20 protein-coding genes and 1 rRNA gene are annotated in these 22,733 nt (G+C 61.8%); 9 read left to right on the forward strand and 12 right to left on the reverse strand.

Features of this window, described 5'->3' with window-relative positions:
* Positions 1 to 251: 251 nt before the first annotated feature.
* A 5S ribosomal RNA gene (rrf, locus tag DIE08_RS33265) occupies positions 252 to 364 on the forward strand.
* Positions 365 to 783: 419 nt separating this feature from the next.
* Here the strand turns inward: rrf and DIE08_RS33270 are convergent.
* From DIE08_RS33270 to dnaA, 5 genes are all read right to left on the reverse strand, one after another.
* On the reverse strand, positions 784 to 2,892 hold the full coding sequence (locus DIE08_RS33270; RefSeq protein ID WP_260436618.1) for a restriction endonuclease-like protein: 2,109 nt from the start codon (positions 2,890 to 2,892) through the stop codon (positions 784 to 786).
* A gap of 183 nt (positions 2,893 to 3,075) precedes the next feature.
* The gene (locus DIE08_RS33275) at positions 3,076 to 5,727 is read right to left on the reverse strand and encodes an McrB family protein (RefSeq protein ID WP_260436619.1); all 2,652 of its coding nucleotides are present in this window, start codon (positions 5,725 to 5,727) and stop codon (positions 3,076 to 3,078) included.
* A gap of 518 nt (positions 5,728 to 6,245) precedes the next feature.
* Entirely contained in the window at positions 6,246 to 8,720 is a 2,475-nt protein-coding gene (gene gyrB, locus DIE08_RS33280; RefSeq protein ID WP_124906038.1) for a DNA topoisomerase (ATP-hydrolyzing) subunit B, read from the reverse strand.
* A 193-nt stretch (positions 8,721 to 8,913) separates the two neighbouring features.
* Complete coding sequence (dnaN, locus tag DIE08_RS33285; protein ID WP_059605245.1) at positions 8,914 to 10,020, reverse strand: DNA polymerase III subunit beta; 1,107 nt, start codon at positions 10,018 to 10,020, stop codon at positions 8,914 to 8,916.
* Between the two features lie 170 nt (positions 10,021 to 10,190).
* On the reverse strand, positions 10,191 to 11,765 hold the full coding sequence (dnaA, locus tag DIE08_RS33290) for a chromosomal replication initiator protein DnaA (protein ID WP_221622466.1): 1,575 nt from the start codon (positions 11,763 to 11,765) through the stop codon (positions 10,191 to 10,193).
* A gap of 421 nt (positions 11,766 to 12,186) precedes the next feature.
* Between dnaA and rpmH the strand changes: the two genes are divergently transcribed.
* From rpmH to yidC, 4 genes are all read left to right on the forward strand, one after another.
* Positions 12,187 to 12,321: a 50S ribosomal protein L34 gene (rpmH, locus tag DIE08_RS33295; RefSeq protein ID WP_004198824.1), complete on the forward strand. Its 135-nt coding sequence runs from the start codon at positions 12,187 to 12,189 to the stop codon at positions 12,319 to 12,321.
* A gap of 15 nt (positions 12,322 to 12,336) precedes the next feature.
* Positions 12,337 to 12,798: a ribonuclease P protein component gene (rnpA, locus tag DIE08_RS33300; RefSeq protein WP_031401531.1), complete on the forward strand. Its 462-nt coding sequence runs from the start codon at positions 12,337 to 12,339 to the stop codon at positions 12,796 to 12,798.
* A 75-nt stretch (positions 12,799 to 12,873) separates the two neighbouring features.
* Positions 12,874 to 13,140 (forward strand): membrane protein insertion efficiency factor YidD, encoded by a 267-nt coding sequence (yidD, locus tag DIE08_RS33305; protein WP_006489939.1) that lies wholly within the window; start codon positions 12,874 to 12,876, stop codon positions 13,138 to 13,140.
* A gap of 8 nt (positions 13,141 to 13,148) precedes the next feature.
* Positions 13,149 to 14,807, forward strand: a complete 1,659-nt coding sequence (yidC, locus tag DIE08_RS33310) for a membrane protein insertase YidC (protein WP_124906042.1) — start codon at positions 13,149 to 13,151, stop codon at positions 14,805 to 14,807.
* A 139-nt stretch (positions 14,808 to 14,946) separates the two neighbouring features.
* Here yidC and DIE08_RS33315 read toward each other — a convergent pair whose 3' ends face one another.
* The gene (locus DIE08_RS33315) at positions 14,947 to 15,384 is read right to left on the reverse strand and encodes a helix-turn-helix domain-containing protein (RefSeq protein WP_059602938.1); all 438 of its coding nucleotides are present in this window, start codon (positions 15,382 to 15,384) and stop codon (positions 14,947 to 14,949) included.
* A 329-nt stretch (positions 15,385 to 15,713) separates the two neighbouring features.
* Here DIE08_RS33315 and mnmE point away from each other — a divergent pair, with 329 nt between their 5' ends.
* Positions 15,714 to 17,108 (forward strand): tRNA uridine-5-carboxymethylaminomethyl(34) synthesis GTPase MnmE, encoded by a 1,395-nt coding sequence (gene mnmE, locus DIE08_RS33320; RefSeq protein WP_124906044.1) that lies wholly within the window; start codon positions 15,714 to 15,716, stop codon positions 17,106 to 17,108.
* Between the two features lie 314 nt (positions 17,109 to 17,422).
* Here mnmE and DIE08_RS36450 read toward each other — a convergent pair whose 3' ends face one another.
* From DIE08_RS36450 to DIE08_RS35850, 4 genes are all read right to left on the reverse strand, one after another.
* Positions 17,423 to 17,548, reverse strand: coding sequence for a hypothetical protein (locus DIE08_RS36450; protein ID WP_006750105.1), 126 nt, complete (start codon positions 17,546 to 17,548; stop codon positions 17,423 to 17,425).
* 149 nt (positions 17,549 to 17,697) lie between these two features.
* Positions 17,698 to 19,056, reverse strand: a complete 1,359-nt coding sequence (locus DIE08_RS33330; RefSeq protein WP_124906046.1) for a diguanylate cyclase — start codon at positions 19,054 to 19,056, stop codon at positions 17,698 to 17,700.
* Between the two features lie 111 nt (positions 19,057 to 19,167).
* Entirely contained in the window at positions 19,168 to 19,416 is a 249-nt protein-coding gene (locus DIE08_RS33335; protein ID WP_006756942.1) for a DUF2795 domain-containing protein, read from the reverse strand.
* 106 nt (positions 19,417 to 19,522) lie between these two features.
* A complete protein-coding gene (locus tag DIE08_RS35850) occupies positions 19,523 to 19,693 on the reverse strand; it encodes a hypothetical protein (RefSeq protein ID WP_006489933.1) in 171 nt (56 codons plus the stop codon).
* Between the two features lie 152 nt (positions 19,694 to 19,845).
* Between DIE08_RS35850 and speG the strand changes: the two genes are divergently transcribed.
* On the forward strand, positions 19,846 to 20,388 hold the full coding sequence (gene speG, locus DIE08_RS33340) for a spermidine N1-acetyltransferase (RefSeq protein ID WP_059603008.1): 543 nt from the start codon (positions 19,846 to 19,848) through the stop codon (positions 20,386 to 20,388).
* Positions 20,389 to 20,538: 150 nt separating this feature from the next.
* On the opposite strand, the gene DIE08_RS35855 is transcribed toward speG, so the two are convergent.
* Positions 20,539 to 20,742 carry a hypothetical protein gene (locus DIE08_RS35855; protein WP_159086591.1) on the reverse strand — a complete coding sequence of 68 codons (204 nt, stop codon included), beginning with the start codon at positions 20,740 to 20,742 and terminating at the stop codon, positions 20,539 to 20,541.
* A gap of 146 nt (positions 20,743 to 20,888) precedes the next feature.
* Here DIE08_RS35855 and sap1 point away from each other — a divergent pair, with 146 nt between their 5' ends.
* Entirely contained in the window at positions 20,889 to 21,236 is a 348-nt protein-coding gene (gene sap1, locus DIE08_RS33345; protein ID WP_059602967.1) for a surface attachment protein Sap1, read from the forward strand.
* Positions 21,237 to 21,411: 175 nt separating this feature from the next.
* Entirely contained in the window at positions 21,412 to 21,966 is a 555-nt protein-coding gene (locus DIE08_RS33350) for a YaeQ family protein (RefSeq protein ID WP_124627092.1), read from the forward strand.
* Positions 21,967 to 21,976: 10 nt separating this feature from the next.
* Here DIE08_RS33350 and DIE08_RS33355 read toward each other — a convergent pair whose 3' ends face one another.
* Entirely contained in the window at positions 21,977 to 22,390 is a 414-nt protein-coding gene (locus DIE08_RS33355) for a VOC family protein (protein WP_124906048.1), read from the reverse strand.
* Positions 22,391 to 22,733: the final 343 nt, after the last annotated feature.

A 22,733-nucleotide genomic window follows, 5' to 3' on the forward strand; every position in this document is an offset into this window, starting at 1 on the left:
CAGGTGTGTAAGCGCAGTAATGCGTTCAGCTAACTGATACTAATTGCCCGTAAGGCTTGATCCTATAACAAGTCTGTTTCGACAGTCGTTAGCGCTTCAGCGCTTTACGAATGTCGAACGTCGAGTGCAAGGCACTCGACGTACAGCGGTTGAACTACCGCGTATGTGTGAGATACAACCTCACAACCCAACGAAATTACTGCTTCTTCCAAGATTGGTTGTGCTGCGAAGCAGCGCAACAACCCTCTTTGCCTGATGACCATAGCGAGTCGGTCCCACCCCTTCCCATCCCGAACAGGACCGTGAAACGACTCTACGCCGATGATAGTGCGGATTCCCGTGTGAAAGTAGGTAATCGTCAGGCTCCCTAAGCCAAGAACCCCCGCCCGAAAGGCGGGGGTTTTTGCATTTGGGCGGCGGAAATGTGGCTGCAAGAGATCAGGGCCGTCGATCGGTTCGTAGTTGTTGTGCCGGTTGCTGACGATCGGCATTGAAAACAAAACTGGTCTCCGAGCTCCGAACGGCCATATGACGACGTCTCGAACGCGGGATCGATCACCGAAGCAGTGAGGGCCGCATAATGCGGCTCTTGCAATTTAGCGTGCAAACGGGCTTCGGCAGGTCGTTTGATAGTAGGGCTGCTCGCGAAAATCCAAATCGCCATAGTCCGGCGTGGTACGGATTTGCTGGATTTTGTGATGGATCTAGAGATAGACGCGATCGCCCGGCTCGAATCCGAACAGCTTGAAGTGCGCGTCGATGAAGGCCATCCAGGGCAGGTATCTACTCGCTGTGAGCTAGCGACATGACGTCCCCCCAAGAGATGCTGATGGGTTCGCCGTAGGCCAGCCCGTAGCTTCTAACGTAAGCATCGATAGAGTGGGGCGACAGTCGATCAAGCCAGTGATCGCGGGCCAGCCATTGAACCTGGACACACCAATAGCTGCCCCGCGGAGATGGATAGCCTGCCGCAGCCATTCCTGCTTCAGTTATTTCCTCTGCATCAGAAACGATACGAGCAAGCGCGACTTCGTGTGTTGAGAGGCAGTAAAGGAGTAGAAGCTGACTGCTAAGTAGGGCAGTGCCCGGATGGATACCCCCGCGGCGACCTTCAGCTCGAACGTTGTACGATTTACGTCGTCGAATCCAAGTCCAATGTTCGTGATTTTTAACGAAGCCCAGAAGCACGCTTGCATCGGCGGGCGGGGAAGCGGACGCTTGAGCCGATCGCCGAAGCGGTGATGTGCCATATGTTTCCATCTGCCAGAATCGACCGCGCTCGTGCCTTGTCAGACGCGTTGCGACGTGATCGAGTACATCGCTGATGAATCGTCGAAGTGCCACCGTACCGCTTGGGATACCGGTGTCGGTTGGCCGTAGCACGAACGCACCTAATCCCGGCAGGAGCTCGTGATACTCTTGGTATTGCAGTCCGTCCCCTTCGTCGTCGGCGCCCGGATACAACACATATGCGCCTGCAGTTCGATGAATAGCGTCGCGGTACGCGTGCATCTTCAGTAGATCGTCGCGCAGAACGCCGCCACGCTCCGACCGAGAAACCGAGTCCGAGCCAGAGGCATTTGCTTCTTCGCTATCGGTGCCGAAAATTTCTCGAACGAAATCGACCCGATACTTGGCATCGAAATGAACCGCGATAGGTTCAAAGGACGAAGGCTCATCATCGGCGGGACTGATCAACAACGAATAGTCGGGACGCATCGGTCTCGTCCATGACCCAATTCCTGCGGTGCCTCGACGATAGGTTCGATTGAAGCAGAGTTCAATTCGCATACGTCGATCCAAGCGGTTAACCTCGCCCGAGAGAACAGTCTCCACGCCCGTGCGAATGCCGACGGTCAAACCATCTGACCGGGCCTGTACCAACGGACTCAAATCGAACGCCTGGCCCACGAGGTCTGCCACGATCTGCGAAAGCTGAATGAATGCCCAGTACTCGTAAAGCGTGGCGACATCGCGCTGGCCTGCGCCATAGACGTCTGGTGACGATTGCCAAGAGAGACGCGCTGCAAATTCAGTCTCCACGTAGGCTTTGAAGATATCCCGATAGCCTTCGCGCTTCTGGAGCACCTGATCGTCGGCTGGGAATCTTGTGAGCCGCCCAACCTCGGTAAACAGGTCGCAGTGGAGCACCTCTTCTAGGCGCGACATCACGCCAGAAATTTCGCGTTGCCCACGCATTCTCGCGGGGCTGGCTGCGGCTTTTGTAAGTCCTCGCTCGATATCGCCAAGTAGCCGAAGCCAATGCTCCAGAGCGAATTTAACAAAGCGATTCGAGGTCGTGTCGTGGGTCGCTTCTGTTTGTGCCCGCTCAAAGTATGACGGGACGGACTTCAGCGATCCATCTGGCCAAGCCGATCTAGATCCGCCTTTGGCGATTTGCCGCAGCACACGTGAATCTGCTCGTATCCCGGCGCCAGCACGCACTGTGTCGCTCGTCGTTTCCCATGCGGTGTGCGGACGTCGAATGACCTCGTGAAGCGCTCCTTGGAAGTTTTCGCTTTCGAACAAGGCCCGCAAAAATGTGAAGCGCTGATAAAGCGTAACGGCGTCACGTGTCTCGTCGAGTTCGAAGCTTGCATCGCTCACCGCGAACCGATCCATCACGAGCTCAGTCATTCGCTCAGCAATATCGCGCAGCATCCAGCGATACTCGGAAAGGTACGAGAGTTTGCGCGATCGGACCTCAAGCTCCATCTGTCCGAGCGTTCCAGCGTCGGTACGGAGCACGACGCGTATCGTGCCGGTCGCTAATCCGGGCCGTAGTCGGCCAGATGCCCCGTCCGTGGTATCAGGCTGGAAAAGCTCTTCGGGATCGGCGATCAGTGGGCTACCGTTTGACCCGAGCATTTCCCAGGCGTATCGATATTCCATGCCCTCCAAAAGTTCAACGATACCAGCGGCAGAGTTTTCCGTTGGGATGCTATCGTCGGAACACCAAAGCGTTGCTAAAGGAGTGGCAGAGCGACGGGGTAACACCGCTATGCGCAACTTTGCGGTGATGTTCCCCGTCGAGTCGCGAAGAAGTGCGATAGCGTCTGAGGCAGCACGCACGGCTTATTCCGTAAAGCTAGCAAATTGATTGGCACGCAGGCTTCGAAGCATGCGTACCGTCTTAGCATAGGCGATGGGAAGTGCGGCACCTTGGCCTGGCATTTCGTCGATCTTAAATGTCGGAAGCTTGTCATCGGCCAGAATTGAATCCGGCAGATCTCGACAGAACTGCGCCAGCGCAAGGAGCGGCAGTTCGAGGCGTCTGCGCGATCCATGCAGTCTCGGCAGTACCTTTTGCATGACAATGCGATCCACGATCGATGCTAGGCCGTTGATTCCGGCCTCTTGTGCCAAGGCTGCAAATCGAATTGCCTCATAGAAGACACGATGGCCGAACTCGAGGTTGTACCGACTGAGGAGGTCGTGCAACTGCCGCAGGCGCGAGTTCAGCTCGTTGAGCGCGTCGCTCTGGCGACCTCGATGCCAGTTGTCGTCCTGCGCGATGCTCAGCAGTCCCCTTACCAGGTCCTGGTCCCCGGCAACGCATGGTTGCGGCTTGATCGCCTCGATCGAGAGGTCACTTGAGTGAACGCGAAACTCGAAAGTGTTGGCACGATCGAGAACTTTTGGCGAGAACATGTAGGTCGTTTCGTCGATGTTGACGGTGCCGACTATCCAGAGATTCCGCGGAAGCGGAACCTGCTTTTCTGCGTTGGCCTTCAGTCGCCAGCAGTCGTCCGTTCCCTTGTGAAGGTTTGGAATACACGGTTGCCCTGACTCCATACCTGATAGCACATCGGCGAAGTAGCGCTCGACGTGTGCGAGGTTCATCTCATCCAAAAGTAGCAAGTACGGATGCTGTGGATCTGCTGCCGCCTTCAAGATGAACTCCAACGGTGCGGGAACGGACCACGCCCGGCGCCCGTCTAGCTCCCGCTTAAGTGCGTCTTCGTATCCGAACAACGCTTCCGCACCTGTCCAGTCGGGACGGACTGCGGCGACGTGAAGTCGATCCTCGCCTAGCCACTCACCGAACCGAATGGCAATTTGTGTCTTACCCGAACCAGACAGTCCAGTCAAAATTGCTAACGGTTTCGTGATCAGGCTTGAAATGAAGGATGCGACAAGACCATGGTGGTGATCACCGAACTTCACACCACTGGTAGCTAGAGCGCTGCTGAATGCATCGATCGCTGCGCGAAGATCCGCTCTGACAGGAAATGGTTCGTCCGACTGCTCTAGATCAGTTGCATCCGGTAGCTCGCCCGCATCGTTGCCAGCCAGAACTTGGCTATAGATGTCGATTACATCATCCAAATCCTGTTGCAGCTCGGCCATCGGCAATGGTTGCGTGAGGTCGTACGTCGCGCGAACAAAGGATGTGTCATAGCGATCCGGCACTCGACCATATCGTCCTTTAAACCAATCCCTCACCGTTTGTGCTCCAGCCAGTTCGCCCCAGCTCAATCGGGACGCCCCCTCCTCGCTTACTCCATAGCACAGCAGTAATTGCTGCTGCTCCGCGTACAGAAGGAGGACGGGGTAGATGCCTTGGTTGACCGATTGTCCATCGCCAAGAAACGCGATCCAGGGAATCCGGGCGAAGTTGCCTTTGCCAAAACTCACTCGGACTTTTAGATCTCGGTATACGCTGAGGTAGCCCCTTGTTCCGAGTTCATTTCCATCACTCGCCTGTTTGAGAAAGCGACTGAGGAGTTCCGGAATGCCGTCTGACGACTCCTCCTTGGGTTCAACTTCGAAATCGAGGCGTCGCAGCAAGCGGAAGGCGGACGAAGCTTCGCCTCCGGAAAAGGCTGCACGATCTAGTGGCTCCCCCGTTGCTTGTTTAACAGCCAGGGACAGGACCAACTTAGGTGGGTAGCGTTTGCCGTCATAAACCAGATCGTAGCCAGTGGATTCCGCATCCTTCGGCACACCTTCTTGATCGATTTCGTGCAAAGCCAACCGAATGTGCTCTGCCGTTACGTTCTCAGTTGCTGCAGCGAATGTCTCGCTGCGCCACTCTCCCTTCAACGGCGGCACGTAATAGTCGAGCTGTGTTGTACCGCGCTCTGTTTCAAGGCGTTTTCGAATTGCTTGCAGTTCGCGGTCCAGTTGAACAGGATCCATGCGATTGACTACACGGCGCTCGTGTTTTGAATAGTGGCGAACAATAGTCTTGCGATCGTTCTGTCCAAAGATCCGTTCGAAGTCGTCGGGGAACAGCAGGAAGAGCAGCATGTGACGAAACTGTCTTGCTTCCCAATCGGGGACCTGGCGAAGCCATTCATCGAATGCCCAACCGTCACCGATCAACTCCAGTTGACGAATGCTGGTTAGCTCACTGAAGCGGCGGAGGAAGTTGATCAGGAAGACGAGCTCGCGCCATTGATTTTGATTGAAGCCGGGGCCAGCGCTACCGACACCTGCGAGCACGTCGTCATCTAGCCAGCGCGAGTCTGTCGGTAACGGTTCGCCGGACCACGACCAAATAGCCTGGATAGTCTTGCGTTTGTGGGCTGCTGTGAGGCTACTTGGGCAGAGGTACAGCAACCACATCATTTCTGCGACCAGTTGCTTCGCGGAGTGCGCGGCCGGTGCGAGCTGACTCTCTAATTTCTCAAGAAACTTTCCGTCTCCGAGATCGGGGTTACGTACGAAGTGCGCGTCGAGCAAGTCGAGAGCCGGCGATGTCCAAAGCGGTTGATTGGTCAAGATTGAGCGGCTACCTAAGAGCGCCGCGTCACGCCAGTGAATGGCCGCTTCTAAGATGGATTTGGGATCATCGTCTCCGCAGTACCTGCTCATACTTTGCCCCGTAGGTTTCTAGATCTGGCGCGATGCAATCAAGATTGCATCGCTAGATAATTCGTACTGTATTGTGGATCACAGCCGTTCGAGATCGGAATTGTACAAGCGCGAGCAATTCCATTGCGGATCGAAGCACTCGGAGCGACACGCTAATATCGCGCTGGATGCTAGGGCGTATTCCGGCCTGTGGGTCTCGCGCAAGCGATTTGTCGGTCCGCTGTTCGGCGGCAGCGGCGACGATGATCGAGCTACCTGGGTGTACTGACCCTGAACCAGAATTAGTCCCGGTCGGAAGTGGAGATTTCCGGCGTGCAAAATCTCGGGCTGAAAGAACAACGGCCGCTTCGACTGAGGCGGCCGTTGTTCTTTTTAGGCAGATTGCACGACAAACATGCTTAGGATATGTGTCCGTCTACCAGAGGTTAGACGTCAATATTCCCCGCCCTCAACGCATTGCTCTCAATAAACGCCCGCCGCGGCTCGACATCATCCCCCATGAGCGTAGTAAAGATCCCATCCGCAGCAATCGCGTCTTCGATCTGCACACGCAGCAACCGCCGCACCGCCGGATCCATCGTCGTTTCCCACAGCTGCTCGGGGTTCATCTCTCCCAGCCCCTTATACCGTTGCTTGGAGACGTTCCGCTCTGCATCCGCCAGCAACCACTTCATCGCGCTCTTGAAGTCCGCCACAGCCATGCTGCGCTCACCGCGCTTGATGACTGCCCCTTCCCCAATAAGCCCCTTGAACGTATTCGCGGTGGTCACGAGCTGCTGATAATCCGCCGTGTGCTGGAATTCCTGGTCGATGACCGAAACCCGCACGTTGCCGTGATGCGTACGCTCGACATGCAGCGCCCGCTGTTCGCGAACCGGATCATACGAAGGCACAACCCGCACTTCGTTCTTCAGCGCTTCGTCATGCAACGCAGCGTGCAAAGCCTTCGCCGAAGCCTCGGTCGAAGCCTCGTTGGAGAGGTCGATCACCACGCCATCCATGACGGCTTCCAGCGCGGCCGGGTCATACAACCGGCTCAACCGGTCAATGACGCTCTGCGACAGAAGATACGACCGCGCCAGCTCCCCAAGCGCATCGCCGGAAATTGCAGCCGCATTCTCACCCGGCACCAGCTCCGACCCTTGCAGCGCCAACCGCAGCATGTGCGCGTTCAGCTCCACATCGTCCTTCAGATACCGCTCGTCCTTGCCCGCCTTGATCTTGTAAAGCGGCGGCTGCGCGATATACACGTACCCGCGCTCGATCATGTCCGGCATCTGGCGATACAGGAACGTGAGCAGCAGCGTCCGGATGTGCGCACCGTCCACGTCCGCGTCGGTCATGATGATGATGCGGTGATAGCGCAGCTTGTCGAGGTTGTAATCGTCCTTGCCGATCCCGCACCCGAGCGCGGTCACGAGCGTGACGATCTGCTCCGACGACAGCAGCTTGTCGTAGCGCGCCTTCTCGACGTTCAGCACCTTGCCGCGCAGCGGCAGGATCGCCTGGAACTTCCGGTCACGACCTTGCTTGGCCGAGCCGCCTGCCGAGTCACCCTCGACGATGTAGATTTCGCACTTCGCCGGGTCTTTCTCCTGGCAGTCCGCGAGCTTGCCCGGCAGGCCGACGCCGTCGAGCACGCCCTTGCGGCGCGTCATCTCACGCGCCTTCCGCGCCGCATCACGCGCCCGAGCAGCTTCGACAATCTTCCCGCAGATGATCTTCGCGTCGATCGGCGTTTCGAGTAGGAACTCTTCCAGCGCCTTCGCGACGACTTCTTCAACCGGCGCCCGCACTTCGGACGACACCAGCTTGTCCTTCGTCTGCGAGCTGAACTTCGGCTCCGGCACCTTCACGGAAAGCACGCACGACAGCCCTTCGCGCATGTCGTCGCCGGTCGTCTCGACCTTCGCCTTCTTCGCGATTTCGTTGTCGGTGATGTACTTGTTGATGACGCGCGTCATCGCGGCCCGCAGGCCGGTCAGGTGCGTGCCGCCGTCGCGCTGCGGAATGTTGTTCGTGAAGCACAGCACGTTCTCGTTGTAGCTGTCGTTCCACTGCATCGCGACTTCGACGCCCACTCCATCCTTCTCGCCGTTGGCGAAGAAAACCGTCGGGTGCAGGTTGGTCTTCGTCTTGTTGATGTACTCGACGAAGCCCTTCACACCGCCGGCGAACGCGAAATCGTCTTCCTTGCCCGAACGAAGGTCGGTGAGGCGAATCCGCACGCCGTTGTTCAGGAACGAGAGCTCGCGCATCCGCTTCGCGAGGATGTCGTAGTGATACTCGACCGTGCCGAAAATCGTCGGATCGGCCATGAAGTGCACTTCGGTGCCGCGGTTCTCGGTGTCACCCGTCACCAGCATCGGCGACACTTCGACGCCGTCCACCTTCTCGAGCACACGATCCTGCGCGATGCCGCGATGGAACTCCATGAAGTGCTTCTTGCCGTTGCGGCGCACGGTGAGGCGCAGCCAGCTCGACAGCGCGTTCACGCACGACACACCCACGCCGTGCAGACCACCGGAAACCTTGTAGCTGTTCTGGTCGAACTTGCCGCCGGCATGCAGCTCGGTCATCACGATTTCCGCAGCACTGCGCTTCGGCTCGTGCTTGTCGTTCATCTTCACGTCGGTCGGAATCCCGCGGCCGTTGTCGGTCACGGAAATCGAGTTGTCGGCGTGAATCGTCACGTGGATGTCGTTGCAGTATCCGGCCAGCGCTTCGTCGATCGAGTTGTCGAGCACCTCGAACACGAGGTGGTGCAGACCGGTGCCGTCCGACGTGTCGCCGATGTACATCCCGGGGCGCTTGCGCACCGCTTCCAGACCTTCGAGGATCTGGATCGACGAGGCGCCGTAGCTGCTGTTATCGGGTTGCGAATTGTGCTGTTCACTCATGGATATCTTCCGGTTCTGCGAGGCCACTCTCGTGGCGGCGCGGTGCGTTTCAGCGAGAGAAATCGCCGGGCCGCTCCAGTTTCCTGGCCCGCCCCAGGCGCCGAAAAGGCACCAAAGGGACGGGTTGTCGGTTCGCCATAAAAACGCCAAAGGGGCTTGCCGCCCCCTGGTGTGTATCTTGATGTCGAGCGCGTCAGATGCGCATCGGCATCACGACATACTTGAATTCGTCGTTCTCGGGCACGGTGATCAGCGCGCTCGAGCTGGCGTCGCCGAGGCTCACCTGCACGGTGTCGACCTTCAGGTTCGCGAGCACGTCGAGCAGATACGTGACGTTGAAGCCGATGTCGACGGTATCGCCCTGGTAGGCGATTTCGAGTTCTTCCTGCGCCTCTTCCTGATCGGCGTTGGTCGACATGATCTTCAGCTGGCCCGGCGCGATGATGCAGCGCACGCCCTTGAACTTGTCCGAGGTCAGGATCGCCGCGCGTTGCAGCGAACGCTGCAGCTCTTCACGGCCGATTTCGAACGTGTTCTTGTGCGCCTTCGGAATCACGCGCTGGAAGTCGGGGAACTTGCCCTCGACGAGTTTCGACACGAGTTCGACCTGGCCGAACGTGAACTTGGCCTGGGTCTGCGCGATGTCGATGGTGACGGTGTCGTCGATGTCTTCGAGCAGGCGCTGCAGCTCGAGAATCGTCTTGCGCGGCACGATGACTTCCTGGCGGCCGAACGTGCCGCCTTCGATCTTCATCGACGAAAACGCGAGGCGGTGGCCGTCGGTGGCCACGGCCATCAGCTGGTCGCCGTCGACGACGAGCAGCATGCCGTTCAGGTAGTAGCGGATGTCCTGCTGCGCCATCGCGAAGTGCACCATGCCGAGCAACTGGCGGAACGACTTCTGCGGGACGGTCAGGGTCGCGCCGAAATCCTTTGCCTGCGCGACGGTCGGGAACTCGTCGGCCGCGAGCGTCTGCAGTGCGAAGCGGCTCTTGCCGGACTGAACGGTGAGGCGCTTGTCGGCGAGCGACAGCGTGACCTGGCCGTCAGGCATCGCGCGCAGGATGTCGAGCAGCTTGCGGGCCGCGACGGTGGTGGCCACCTGGTCGCCGCCGACGCCGAAATCGGCGCGCGTGGTGATCTGCAGCTCCAGGTCGGTCGACAGGAATGAAACGTCCGGGCCGTTCTTGGTGATCAGCAGGTTGGCGAGGATCGGCAACGTATGGCGGCGTTCGACGATGCCGCTGACCGTTTGCAGCGGCCTGAGGAGTGTGTCTCGTTCGGTCTTGACCAGTTGCATAGAGTTCCTTCGTTGAGTAACGGCCTGCAGCGCAGCAGCCACGCAGCGCCCCGCCGGCCGGGCTCTTGGCCCGCCACCACCGGGGCGGTCAAACCAGTATTGTGCCTCAAAACCGAACCGCCCCCCTTAAATTGGGGCGGAGGCCGAATTATCAAGCGCGGTGCGCGCGCTCAGCCCTTCAGCGTCTGTTCCAGCACGTGCAGCTCGTGGTTGAGCTGCGCGTCCTTGCTGCGCTCGTCCGCGATCTTGCGCACGGCGTGCAGCACGGTGGTGTGGTCACGCCCGCCGAACAGCTCGCCGATCTCCGGCAGGCTTTTCTGCGTCAGTTCCTTCGCCAGATACATCGCGATCTGCCGCGGCCGCGCGATGTTCGCGGGACGCTTCTTCGAGTACATGTCGGCGACCTTGATGTTGTAGAAGTCGGCGACGGTCTTCTGGATGTTCTCGACCGAAATCTGCCGGTTCTGCACGGTCAGCAGGTCCTTCAGCGCTTCCTTGGTCAGCTCGATCGAGATCTCGCGGCCGTGGAACTTCGAATACGCGAGGATCTTGCGCAGCGCGCCTTCGAGCTCGCGCACGTTCGAGCGCAGATGCTTCGCGACGAAGAACGCGACGTCTTCCGACAGGTTCACGCCTTCCGACTGCGCCTTGCGCATCAGGATCGCGACGCGCATTTCCAGCTCGGGCGGTTCGATCGCGACGGTGAGGCCCGAGTCGAAGCGCGAGATCAGGCGATCGTCGATGCCCGAGATCTCCTTCGGATACGTGTCGCTGGTGATGATCACCTGCGCCTTGTTCGCGACGAGCGCCTCGAACGCGTAGAAGAATTCCTCTTGCGTGCGCGACTTGCCGGAGAAGAACTGGATATCGTCGATCAGCAGCAGGTCGAGCGAGTGGTAGTAGCGCTTGAAGTCGTCGAACGCCTTGCGCTGGTACGCCTTCACCACGTCCGACACGTATTGCTCGGCATGGATGTAGCGGATCCGCGCGCCGGCCTTGTCGAGCAGCAGCTGGTTGCCGATCGCGTGGATCAGGTGGGTCTTGCCGAGGCCGACGCCGCCGTACAGGAACAGCGGGTTGTACGAGATGCCGGGGTTGTCCGCGACCTGGATCGCGGCGGCGCGCGCGAGCTGGTTGGCCTTACCGGTCACGAAGTTGTCGAACGTGAGCACGGGGTTCAGCTTCGAACGTTCGTACATCGAATCGGCTTCACCGCCGTTCGCGGGCGCGGCACCGGGGCCCGGGCGCCACGTGCGGCGGCCGGCGGCTGCTTCGTGCGCGGGCAGGCTCGGCAGGTCGATGTCGGCGTCGTCGGCGTTCAGGTGATGTGCGGCGGCCGCCGACGGCGTCATCGGCACGTCGGCCGGCGCGCTCGGGGCAGCGGCATTCGCGCTCAGGTTGGCGGCGATCGCGGCGACCTGAGCGGCGGGGCCGGTCGGGGCCAGCGGCGCGCGCGGGGCGGCCGTCGCGCCGCCTGCGGGGGCGCTGCGCATGCCGGCCTTCGGATCGAGGACGAACTGGACTTCGATCGGCGTGTTCCAGAATTCACGGGCCAGATCGGAGATCCGGCCCGAAAACTGGCTCTTGACCCAGTCCAGCTTGAAGCGGTTCGGCGCGGCGATGGACAGCGTGTTCGCCGACGCATCGAAGGCCACCGGGGCCAAGGGTTTGATCCACGTCACGTACTGCTGGGGCGTCAGCTCGCGCTCCAGCAGTGCGGAACAGTGTTGCCAGAAATCGTTCATCAAGTAGCTGTCGTTTTTTGCGTGCACAGCGCGGCTCGCCGGCGCCCTTGTCGCGGTTGCGCAACAAGGCCCGAAGCGGTCGTGCGAGCGTGCCTCGGACGCCTGCGTCACAGTCTTGGAGGGGCAGGCGCGGGCCGAAGCGGCGTGCGGGATTCTTGGAGATAAGGCGAGATTCTAACGCCAAACGCGGCCACAGCGGGACTTATCCACAGGCTGCGGTTGTGGGTCGCGGGGCCGGATCGGAGTGGCTCGGCACAGGCGAGCGACTCCTAAAGTATTGACCGTCAAGAGAAAAACGGTTTAAATAGCGGGTTCCGCGAAAACCAATCCTGTATTCCCGGCGATTGCGTTCGCCCGAATGCCTCCGGTTAAGGGCACGCGGTCCCCTGAATTTCGACATTCTCGAACAAGTGAGAACATCATGAAACGTACTTACCAACCGTCCGTGACGCGCCGCAAGCGCACCCATGGCTTCCGTGTCCGCATGAAGACGGCAGGTGGCCGCAAGGTCATCAACGCTCGCCGCGCGAAGGGCCGCAAGCGCCTCGCCATCTAAGGCAGGTTGCGCGCTGTGTCCGCCGTCCGCAGTCCTGCGGAAGGTGCCGTCGAGCCGGGTGCGAATCCGTCGCAGACGAAAGCCGCCTTCCCGAAAGCTGCGCGACTTCTGAAAACGGATGAATTTTCATCCGTTTTTCGTTTGCGCCCCTGGCGGCGTTCCGCGCACTTCGTGATTTACGGCAAGCCGACCGGCCAGCCTGCCCGCCTGGGGCTCGTCATCGGCAAGAAGTATGCGCCGCGTGCAGTCACGCGTAACCTCGTGAAGCGGCTGGCGCGCGACGCGTTTCGCCTGCGCCGCGCCGAATTCGCCGGTTACGACCTGCTGCTGCGGCAGCACACGCGCTTCGACAAGAAAGCGCTGCCGAGCGCGGCTTCCGCCCCGCTCGCGGCGATGTGCGCGGCCGAAATCCGTGAGCTGCTCGACAGGGCGGTTCGGGAGATCGCGCGCCGTGCGTCGAAGCCCGCGTCCGAGTGACGCATCCGTTCGCGGTGCGGCGTTCGCGCCCGCCCGGCCGGTTTTGACGCGGCGTCGAATGGCGCCGCCCAAGGTATGAAAACGGTATTGATCGCCTTGCTGCGCTTCTACAAGGTTGCCGTGAGCCCGATGCTCGGCAACCGTTGCCGTTTTTATCCTTCCTGTTCGGATTACGCGCGCGAGGCAATCCAGTATCATGGCGCCGCGCGCGGCACGTATCTCGCCGTCAGGCGCGTGTGCCGATGCCATCCGTTTTCCGCGGGCGGCATCGACCTCGTCCCGCCGCCCAACTCCGACACTCGCGCTCGCGGCGAAGCCGACGCGCGGTCCCATCGACTCTGAGACAACGCATGGATATCAAACGCACCGTCCTATGGGTGATCTTCTTCATGTCAGCTGTCATGCTGTACGACAACTGGCAGCGCGACCATGGACGCCCGTCGATGTTCTTCCCGAGCGCCACGCAGACGGCCCCCGCGGCCGTGGCAGGCGGCGCTTCGGGCACGGGCGCGACGACGACCGCAGGTGACGCACCGGCCGCCGCGGCGGGCACCGCACCGTCGACGACGGCGCCGGCCGCGCAGGCGCAGCTCGTGAAGTTCTCGACCGACGTGTATGACGGCGAAATCGACACGCGTGGCGGCACGCTCGCGAAGCTGACGCTGAAGAAGCAGGGCGACGGCAAGCAGCCCGACCTGTACATCACGCTGTTCGACCACACGGCCGGCCACACGTATCTCGCACGTACGGGCCTGCTCGGCGGCGACTTCCCGAACCACAACGACGTCTACACGCAGGTCAATGCGGGCCCGACGTCGCTGACGGGCGACCAGAACACGCTGAAGCTGTCGTTCGAATCGCCGGTGAAGGGCGGCGTGAAGGTCGTGAAGACCTACACGTTCACGCGCGGCAGCTACGTGATCGGCGTCGACACCAAGATCGACAACGTCGGCACGGCACCGGTCACGCCGACGGTCTACATGGAACTGGTGCGCGACAACACGGCCGTCGAAACGCCGATGTTCTCGCACACGTTCCTCGGGCCGGCGGTCTATACGGACGCGAAGCACTTCCAGAAGATCAACTTCAGCGACCTCGACAAGAACAAGGCCGACTTCGTGAACTCTGCCGACAACGGCTGGGTCGCGATGGTGCAGCACTACTTCGCGTCGGCCTGGATTCCGCAGCAGGGCGCGAAGCGCGACATCTACGCTGAAAAGATCGATCCGACGCTGTACCGCGTGGGCGTGAAGCAGCCGGTGGCCGCGATCGCACCGGGCCAGTCGGCCGACGTGCAGGCACGCCTGTTCGCCGGTCCGGAAGAAGAGCGCATGCTCGAAGGCATCGCGCCGGGCCTGGAACTCGTGAAGGACTACGGCTGGGTGACGATCATCGCGAAGCCGCTGTTCTGGCTGCTCGAGAAGATCCACGGCGTCGTCGGCAACTGGGGCTGGGCGATCGTGCTGCTGACCGTCCTGATCAAGGCCGTGTTCTTCCCGCTGTCGGCCGCGAGCTACAAGTCGATGGCGCGCATGAAGGAAATCACGCCGCGCATGCAGGCGCTGCGCGAACGCTTCAAGAGCGATCCGCAGAAGATGAATGCCGCGCTGATGGAGCTGTACAAGACCGAGAAGGTCAATCCGTTCGGCGGCTGCCTGCCGGTCGTGATCCAGATCCCGGTGTTCATTTCGCTCTACTGGGTGCTGCTCGCCTCGGTCGAAATGCGCGGTGCGCCGTGGATTCTGTGGATTCACGACCTGTCGCAGCGCGATCCGTTCTTCATCCTGCCGGTGCTGATGGCCGTCTCGATGTTCGTGCAGACGAGCCTGAACCCGACGCCGCCGGACCCGGTCCAGGCGAAGATGATGAAGTTCATGCCGATCGCGTTCTCGGTGATGTTCTTCTTCTTCCCGGCCGGTCTGGTGCTGTACTACGTCGTGAACAACGTGCTGTCGATCGCGCAGCAGTACTACATCACGCGCCAGCTCGGCGGCGGCAAGAAGGCCTGACGCATGTCGCACACGCGGGCGGCCAGCCGCCCGCGATGCGCGCAAAAAAGCCGCATGGTTTTATCCATGCGGCTTTTTTGTTTCCGGCGGATGGTGGCGCGGCGGCGCGGCGGCGTGTGCGGAGTCCCACCGCTGCCGTTCAGGCTTTCTTCGCTTCGATTTTCGCGTCGCTGCCGTAGAACTGCTCGATCAGTTCCTGAACGAGGTAACGTTGATGCGGCGGTAGCGCCTCGATCTTCGACGCGAGTTCGATCGTCTCGGGCGTTGGCGGATAGCGCTCGTCGCGCGGCAGCGGTTGCGGCGTCAGATGTTCGGTCACGCTCGGCGATGGGCCGTAATGCAGCCAATGCAGTTCGACGCGCAACCAGTCGGCGAGCGTTTCGAGTTTGTCCGGCGTCGGAATCGTCCGACCGGTCAGCCATTTGTGCGCGGTTTGCGGTGAAACCGGTTGCGCACCGTGGTGACGCAGATTGAACCGGTTCGCGAGTTCGGTCGCGCCGGTGACCTTCTCCGGGCTGCGCCTCAAGGCGAATTTCAGGCGTTCCGAAAACGCTGATTTTTCTTCGGGTGTCGGCATGGGGTGATTGTGCAATTCCACCGACGCCTATCAGACAACCGCGCAGGCTAAATGTAGCTCATTTAGACGAATCCGAACTTGCTGCGGAGCGTATCGAGGAATCGGGAGCCCGGTCAATCGGACAGGCATACTCGTCTGAAAGGGACAGTACGTGTCGGCGTGGAATTGATACTCGCCTTAGCTCCGTCGGGATAAATTCGGGCGATTCCGAAACCGACGCGGCGTCCGGTAGCGTGCGGGCCGGCACGCTACAATGCCGGCGTCCCGATGCCCAAGTCGTTGCGCGGGCGCATCATTGACCCTCTGTTCATCCGATTCATCCGATTCCCATGCTTGCTACCGATTCCGATCCGATCGTCGCCATTGCCACTGCTGCCGGCCGGGGTGGCATCGGCGTCGTCCGCGTTTCGTTCGGGCGCGGCGGCGAGGCGGCCGCGCTGCCGCTGATCGACGCGTTGTGCGGGCAGCGGCTCGCACCGCGCCATGCGAGCTACGTTCCGTTTCTCGACGAGCACGGCGCGCCGCTCGACCGCGGGATCGCGCTGTATTTCACCGCGCCGCATTCGTACACCGGCGAGCACGTGCTGGAACTGCAGGGGCATGGCGGGCCAATCGTGATGCAGCTGCTGCTGCAGCGCTGCCTGGATGCGGGGCGCGGCTTCGGGCTGCGGCTCGCGGAACCGGGCGAGTTCACGCGGCGTGCGTTTCTGAATGACAAGCTGGACCTGGCGCAGGCCGAGGCGGTCGCCGACCTGATCGAGGCGAGTACCGAAGCGGCGGCGCGTTCGGCCGGGCGCTCGCTCGACGGCGCGTTCTCGCGGCAGATCCAGGCGCTCGTCGAGGATGTGATCACGCTGCGGATGCTGGTCGAGGCGACGCTCGATTTCCCGGAAGAGGAAATCGACTTCCTGGAAGCGGCCGATGCGCGCGGCAAGCTCGCGAAGATCCGCGAGCAACTGGCGCACGTGCTCGGCGATGCGCGCCAGGGGGCGCTGCTGCGCGAGGGGCTGTCGGTCGTGCTCGCGGGGCAGCCGAACGTCGGCAAGTCGTCGCTGCTGAATGCGCTGGCCGGCGCGGAGTTGGCGATCGTCACGCCGATCGCGGGCACGACGCGCGACAAGGTCGCGCAGACGATCCAGGTCGAGGGGATTCCGCTGCACATCATCGATACGGCCGGGTTGCGCGAGACGGAGGACGAAGTCGAGCGGATCGGGATCGCGCGGACATGGAGCGAGATCGAGCGCGCGGACGTCGTGCTGCACCTGCTCGATTCGCGCACGGGGATGACGGCGGACGACGAGGCGATCGCGGCGCGGTTCCCGCGTGGCGTGCCGGTGGTGCGGGTGCTGAACAAGACGGATCTGACCGGCGTGCCGGCGTGCGTCGAGCATCCGGCGGCCGAAGGCGACCTGACCGAGGTGCATCTGTCGGCGAAGCGCGGTGACGGGATCGACATGCTGCGCGCGGAGCTACTGCGAATCGCGGGATGGCAGGCCGGGGCCGAAGGCGTTTATCTGGCGCGCGAACGGCATTTGATCGCGCTGCGGGCTGCGCAGGCGCATCTCACGCAGGCGGCCGATCATGCGGAGCAGAGGGCGCAATCGCTCGATCTGTTTGCCGAGGAACTGCGGCTCGCGCAGGAGCAGCTCAATGCGATTACCGGTGAGTTCACTTCGGATGATCTGCTGGGGGTGATTTTCAGCAGGTTTTGTATCGGGAAGTGAGCGGGCACTTCACGTCCCGCTGTTTCCCTTTGATGCATCGGTCCCGTTCCGGGATGAGCGCCTTTCCGATGGCGGACGCCGTGCCACGCACCAAGCGGCGGACCATTCACCGCTGATGTCGGGAAAGCTTGCCGAGATCGGCTTCGAGTTCGAGGCCAGATGTGATGTGGTCAGAATCCAGAGATACGCGCCGAAGTCTTGCGAAGACTTTCCAGCGGTTCATGAGGAAAGACGCGATTGCCGCTCCCGGCAGTCCGGATCAATCGGCTGATCCGATCCGGATGGCGCAATCGCGGCGGCCGGGGCGGAATGCATCAATCCCAATGCCGATGATGATGGTAATACCCGCCACCGCCGTAATACCCGCCACCATCGGGCACCACGATACAGCCGCTCAGCAACACGGCCACGCCGGCAATCAGCAAAAGGGTTTTCTTCATCGCGTTCACCTGCTCGGATTCGACATGAATCCAGCATAGCGAGCGCCGTCGACACGGGCTGTAAGCGATCGTTTCCCGGTGCCGCAATCCGTAACGGCGGATTATTCCGGTCACAATGACCGTAACAAATCGCCAATCCGCAGACGTTTTCACGCCACGACGACGCGGTTTCGCCCCGCATCCTTCGCGTGGTACAGCGCGGCATCGGCGGCTTCGATCAATGCATCGGGCGTCGACAGATCCTCGGCCGACACCGTCGCGCAACCGACGCTGACGCTCACGCGCCCCGCCGGCGACGAAGGCATCGCGAGATCGAGCCGCAGCACCGCTTCGCGCGCTTCCTCGGCAACGATCCGCGCACCGCGCGCACCGGTGTTCGGCAGCACGATCGCAAACTCCTCGCCGCCATAGCGCGCGACGATATCCGCGGGACGCCGCACCACAGCGGTGAGCGCATTCGCGACGGCGATCAGGCATGCATCGCCCTTCACGTGACCGAACGCGTCGTTGTAGGCCTTGAAGTGATCGACGTCGATCATCAGCAGCGACAACGGCTCGCTTTGCCGCCGCGCCTGCAGGAACAACGTGTGGAAGTGATCGTTGAAGTGGCTGCGGTTGAACGCGCCGGTCAGCCCGTCGCGCGCGGACGAACGAACCAGCGTCGCATGTGCTTCGAACAGCTCCTGATACAGCTTCGTCACCTCCCATGCGAGCACGCACACGAGTACGCCGGGCGTGAACATGCTGAACATGCGCGCGAGATACCAGCCGACCGTGAAGCGATTCGTGGTCAGCAGGTTCAGCGTCGTGTCGGTGAGGCAGGCGAGCACCGCGATCGCGAGCCACAGGTCGAGCGTCGTGCGCAGCCGGCCGGCGGCCAGCACGGCGACGAGCGCGAGCGCATTGAGGATCCATACGACCAGCGCGATCCCGTTGACGGGCAGTACGGCCGCGTCGGCCGGCGGATGGAACGCGGGCGGCAGTGCCACGTTCAGCGCGAGCACGCACAGCAGCGCAGCCGCGATGGCAGGGCCGCCGACCAGCGCGAACGTCCACAAACGCGTCTGCGCCGCGCCGATCGGCGTACGCGTGAGCCGCTCGCGCGCGAGCAGCGCGGCCATCACGAAGCACGGAAAGCCGGCATGCCAGAAGATCCACATCCACGCGGCGCTTTGCGGACGCGCGCCGAGCAGGCCGTGCGGCGCGAACACGCCGGGAAAGGTGAGCAACTGCAATGCGACGGCGAGTGCGGTGAACGCATAGGCGCCGCCGAGCGCACCGAGCACGGGCTGGCGGGTGACGGTGAACTGCGCGCCGAGGAAGAAGGCGGCGATGCTCGCGGTGGTGAACACGGTCAGCGCGCACATCGGCATGAACGGCTCGACGGCCGGCAGCGCGACGTTCGCGTGAGGCATCGCGATCCCGAGCGCGAGCACGATGACGAGCGCCGTCAGTGCGCCGAACCAGAGCTGACGACGCGTCGTGTGCTGGATCAGAATGCCTTCCATGGATTTCCCCCGGGCGCTCGTGCGGTCACGCCCGGTCTTGGCGCCGGGCGGCATGCATCCGGCCGCGATGCGACCGGTGCGGCCCGATCCTATCGCGTTATTGGCGCGCGCTCAAATCCCGAGGCCGGGGCCGAAGTTGCCGGCGACCCAGCGCGTGACGGCATCGACGTCCGCATAGTCCTGTTCGGGCAGGCCGTCGAGCATCGACAGCACTTCGTTGCTCGCGCCGGCGTCGCGTGCGGCGTCGACGATCGCATCTTTGTTCGCCGGGTAGCGGACGGCGGCCAGCACGTCGGCGATCTGCAGATCGATCGCTTCGCCAGGGATATCGTGCGGAGGGAGGGCGGGTTTGTCGTTCACGTCGGCGTCTCGCTGGTTGAGCGGGAATGGGTTCGTAGCGGAAGGGGCACCGTTCGGCTCGGGGCGACCGGCCCCGGACGGAGTGCCTGCGGGGATGGCGATCGACTCAGTGCCCGCGCCGCACGCGACGCCACGGATGCTTCCAGTCGATATGCGGTGCGTTTTCGTCGCGCGGGTGCTGCCGCCGATGTTCCTGCCACAGTTCGTCGGAGAACAGTGCAGCCACGATCACGAGTGGCAATACGAGGAAGATGCCGAGTATGACTTGCTCGATCACGATAGCCTCCTTGCGGTGGCAGGAACCCTTGTTCCCATTCTAGGCTCTGAACTTCGCCCGCGGTCAACTTCTTACAGCGCGGAACGCGCCCCGGTCGCAGTGCTGCGGCACGGACGTTTCACACGCACGCGGGCATCAAAAAGGACACGACCATGCAACTCCAGAACGACAAGCACACGCTTGCACTGCGGCCGCTGGAGCGTCAGGACCTGCGCTTCGTTCACGAGCTGAACAACGACGCGAAGATCATGCGCTACTGGTTCGAGGAGCCGTACGAAACATTCTCCGAGCTGTCGCAACTGTATGACCGCCACGTGCACGACCAGCGCGAGCGCCGCTTCGTCGCGGTCGATCCTCAGGACGAACTGGTCGGCCTCGTCGAGCTGATCGAGCTCGACTACATTCACCGTCGCGGCGAGTTCCAGATCATCATCGCGCCCCAGTGCCAGGGGCGCGGCTATGCGGGCCAGGCGACGCGCCTCGCGATCGAATATGCGTTCAAGGTGCTGAACATGCGCAAGCTGTACCTGATCGTCGATACGTCGAATGCGGCGGCAATCCACGTGTACGAGAAATGCGGATTCCAGCACGAGGCGGAATTGAAGGAAGAATTTTTCGGAAACGGCGCGTATCACAACGCTTATCGCATGTGTATCTTCCAGCGCGATTATTTCGAGCGGCCGCAATCAGTCTGAATAACGCCGGGTAAAACACAGGTGAAGACGCCCCTGCGGCCACGCGCTGCGGGCGCACGGCCCATTCGGGAAAATACGGGTAAATACGAGTGCGCTTATACCTGGCATTTTTCTTGTATCAGGTAAATCCGGTTCCGCACTGCGGTAAATTCATATCGTTTCGGATGACTTTGTGTGCAACGCATCAAAATGGTCTCGATATTGAAATGAATTATCCAAACCGTTCAATCGGCGTATTGCAATTTCGCTGACGGTCTTGCGGGACAACGCATTGCGCCCGGCGGCGCGGGCGAATTCGCCTGATGACAGCCGCCGCCGCGCGTGCGCGGCAAGCAAAAAATCCGAGGTGCGCACGGTGCGACAATTCGCCGCTATTGCGGTCGCACAACAAATGTGCTTGCTATCGCTTGCCAGTCTTCTAAATTGAAAAACGCGGGTTCACGATCACCTTTAAACACATAGCTAACCGAGCCTGGTGCCCGCAAGCCTGGAGACAGAACATGATGAAGCGTACCGGTGTCCTTTTCGCCCTTGTCGGCGCATTTTCCCTGGTGTCGATCGCCCAGGCGGGCGGCGATGCGGCTGTCCAGCCGAAGCAGGAAATCCAGCTGACGAAGAATGCATGGGGCTGTCTGTCGAAGGACAATCTGGACTCCGTACTGAGTCACGAGCGTGACGGCAAGTCGCAGGCGAAGCAGCAATACTTCGACGACTACCGTTGCCTGTCGGTGCCGGAAGGCCAGCGCTTCCGCGTGGTGTCGGTCGATCAGGGCGACGTCCAGTTCGTCAGCGCCGACAACAGCGACCAGCAGGGCCTCTGGACCGATTCGCGCTTCGTCAAGCAGTAACCCGCACGCACCTCTCGCACCCGCGCGCCGGCCGGAACTGCCGGTGGCGCGGCACGAACGCGGCCCGGCCGATGCCGGGCCGTCGTGCTGTGGAGCGCCCGTCACGCGCCGGGCGGCGCGCATTCGGTATCATCACGGCCCGACCGAACCGAATGCCCGCCCGGGCCGTATCCGCATGGCGCTGAAATCCACGATCTACAAAGCCGAGCTTCAAATTGCCGACATGGATCGGCACTACTACGCCGATCACGCGTTGACGGTCGCCCGTCACCCGTCGGAAACCGACGACCGGATGATGGTGCGCATCGTCGCGTTCGCGCTGTTCGCGCACGAGCGTCTCGAGTTCTGCAAGGGGCTGTCGGACGTCGACGAGCCCGATCTGTGGCAGAAGGACCTGACGGGCGCGATCGACGTGTGGATCGAGGCTGGCCAGCCCGACGAGCGGCGCATCTCGAAGGCGGCCGGCCGCGCCGGGCAGGTCACGGTGATTGCGTACGGCGGCAAGACCTCGGACATCTGGTGGCAGGGCGTGCGCAGCAAGGTGGAGCGACTGCGCAACGTCCAGGTGCTGTCGCTGGCCGACGGCGTCGCGGCCGCGCTCGGGCGTCTCGCCGAGCGTACGATGCGCCTGCAGTGCACGGTCCAGGACGGCGCCGCCTGGATCTCGAGCGCCGATCACGATCCCGTCGCGGTCGAATGGACGGTCCTGAAGGCGCGCGCCGGCGCGTGACGGCCGGCGCTCAGCCGAGCGCGGCGGGCGGCCCCTTGAATTCCAGCATGTTCCCTTCGGGATCGAACAGATAGATCGACGGCCCGTAGCCGCCTGCACCGTAGCGTTCGGCGGGGGCGCCAGGGCGCGCACCATGCGCGGCGAAATGCTCGATCAGTACATCGGGGTCGAATGGCTCGACGCGCAGGCATAGATGGTCGAGATTGCGGCCGGTGCCGGGCGGGCCGCTGTCGGGACGGTCGATCGGGCCGCCAACCGACAGCAGGTCGATCAGCGCGTCGCCGGCGCGCAACTGTACAAGGCCCAGGTCGGGTTGTTCTTTCTCCACGTGGCAGCCGACGGCATCGCAGTAAAAGCGCGTCATCGCAGCCATGTCGGTCACGCGCAGCACGACGTGATCGATCGCGCGGATGGTCGGTTTCATGAGCGGGCACTCCTTCGCGGATGGCGTGCACCGAGTGTAGACCGCGCCGGCGACGCATGCCGGAACGGGCGCGATCGACGGACGAAAAAAAGCCCGTTCACGCAGAGCGGAACGGGCTTAATCCATATCAGGAGGAGACATGGAGGAGACAGTTCCAACTATACACACGGCGATGGTGCGTTGCAATATTCCGAGTGTAAAAAATGGTCAGCACGGCGATTTGTCGCATCCGCACTGCAGCAAAATGGTGACGCGATGATGACGAAAGCGGCGTGGACGCAGCGGCTGCGTGGCTTTTCGTCTGTTTGAACGGGTTCAATGTGCCCCCGATTGTTTTCCCGAG

The sequence above is a fragment of the Burkholderia sp. Bp9004 genome (genome assembly GCF_003858025.1).
GTDB lineage: Bacteria > Pseudomonadota > Gammaproteobacteria > Burkholderiales > Burkholderiaceae > Burkholderia > Burkholderia diffusa.

Coding starts and splice junctions, on each gene's coding strand:
- gyrB (WP_124906038.1), bottom strand. CDS start 8,720: ATGAGTGAACAGCACAATTCGCAACCCGATAACAGCAGCTACGGCGCC.
- speG (WP_059603008.1), top strand. CDS start 19,846: ATGCAACTCCAGAACGACAAGCACACGCTTGCACTGCGGCCGCTGGAG.
- DIE08_RS33350 (WP_124627092.1), top strand. CDS start 21,412: ATGGCGCTGAAATCCACGATCTACAAAGCCGAGCTTCAAATTGCCGAC.
- dnaN (WP_059605245.1), bottom strand. CDS start 10,020: ATGCAACTGGTCAAGACCGAACGAGACACACTCCTCAGGCCGCTGCAA.
- DIE08_RS33355 (WP_124906048.1), bottom strand. CDS start 22,390: ATGAAACCGACCATCCGCGCGATCGATCACGTCGTGCTGCGCGTGACC.
- DIE08_RS33270 (WP_260436618.1), bottom strand. CDS start 2,892: ATGGAATATCGATACGCCTGGGAAATGCTCGGGTCAAACGGTAGCCCA.
- dnaA (WP_221622466.1), bottom strand. CDS start 11,765: ATGAACGATTTCTGGCAACACTGTTCCGCACTGCTGGAGCGCGAGCTG.
- yidD (WP_006489939.1), top strand. CDS start 12,874: ATGAAAACGGTATTGATCGCCTTGCTGCGCTTCTACAAGGTTGCCGTG.
- rpmH (WP_004198824.1), top strand. CDS start 12,187: ATGAAACGTACTTACCAACCGTCCGTGACGCGCCGCAAGCGCACCCAT.
- DIE08_RS33330 (WP_124906046.1), bottom strand. CDS start 19,056: ATGGAAGGCATTCTGATCCAGCACACGACGCGTCGTCAGCTCTGGTTC.
- sap1 (WP_059602967.1), top strand. CDS start 20,889: ATGATGAAGCGTACCGGTGTCCTTTTCGCCCTTGTCGGCGCATTTTCC.
- DIE08_RS36450 (WP_006750105.1), bottom strand. CDS start 17,548: ATGAAGAAAACCCTTTTGCTGATTGCCGGCGTGGCCGTGTTGCTGAGC.
- yidC (WP_124906042.1), top strand. CDS start 13,149: ATGGATATCAAACGCACCGTCCTATGGGTGATCTTCTTCATGTCAGCT.
- DIE08_RS33315 (WP_059602938.1), bottom strand. CDS start 15,384: ATGCCGACACCCGAAGAAAAATCAGCGTTTTCGGAACGCCTGAAATTC.
- mnmE (WP_124906044.1), top strand. CDS start 15,714: ATGCTTGCTACCGATTCCGATCCGATCGTCGCCATTGCCACTGCTGCC.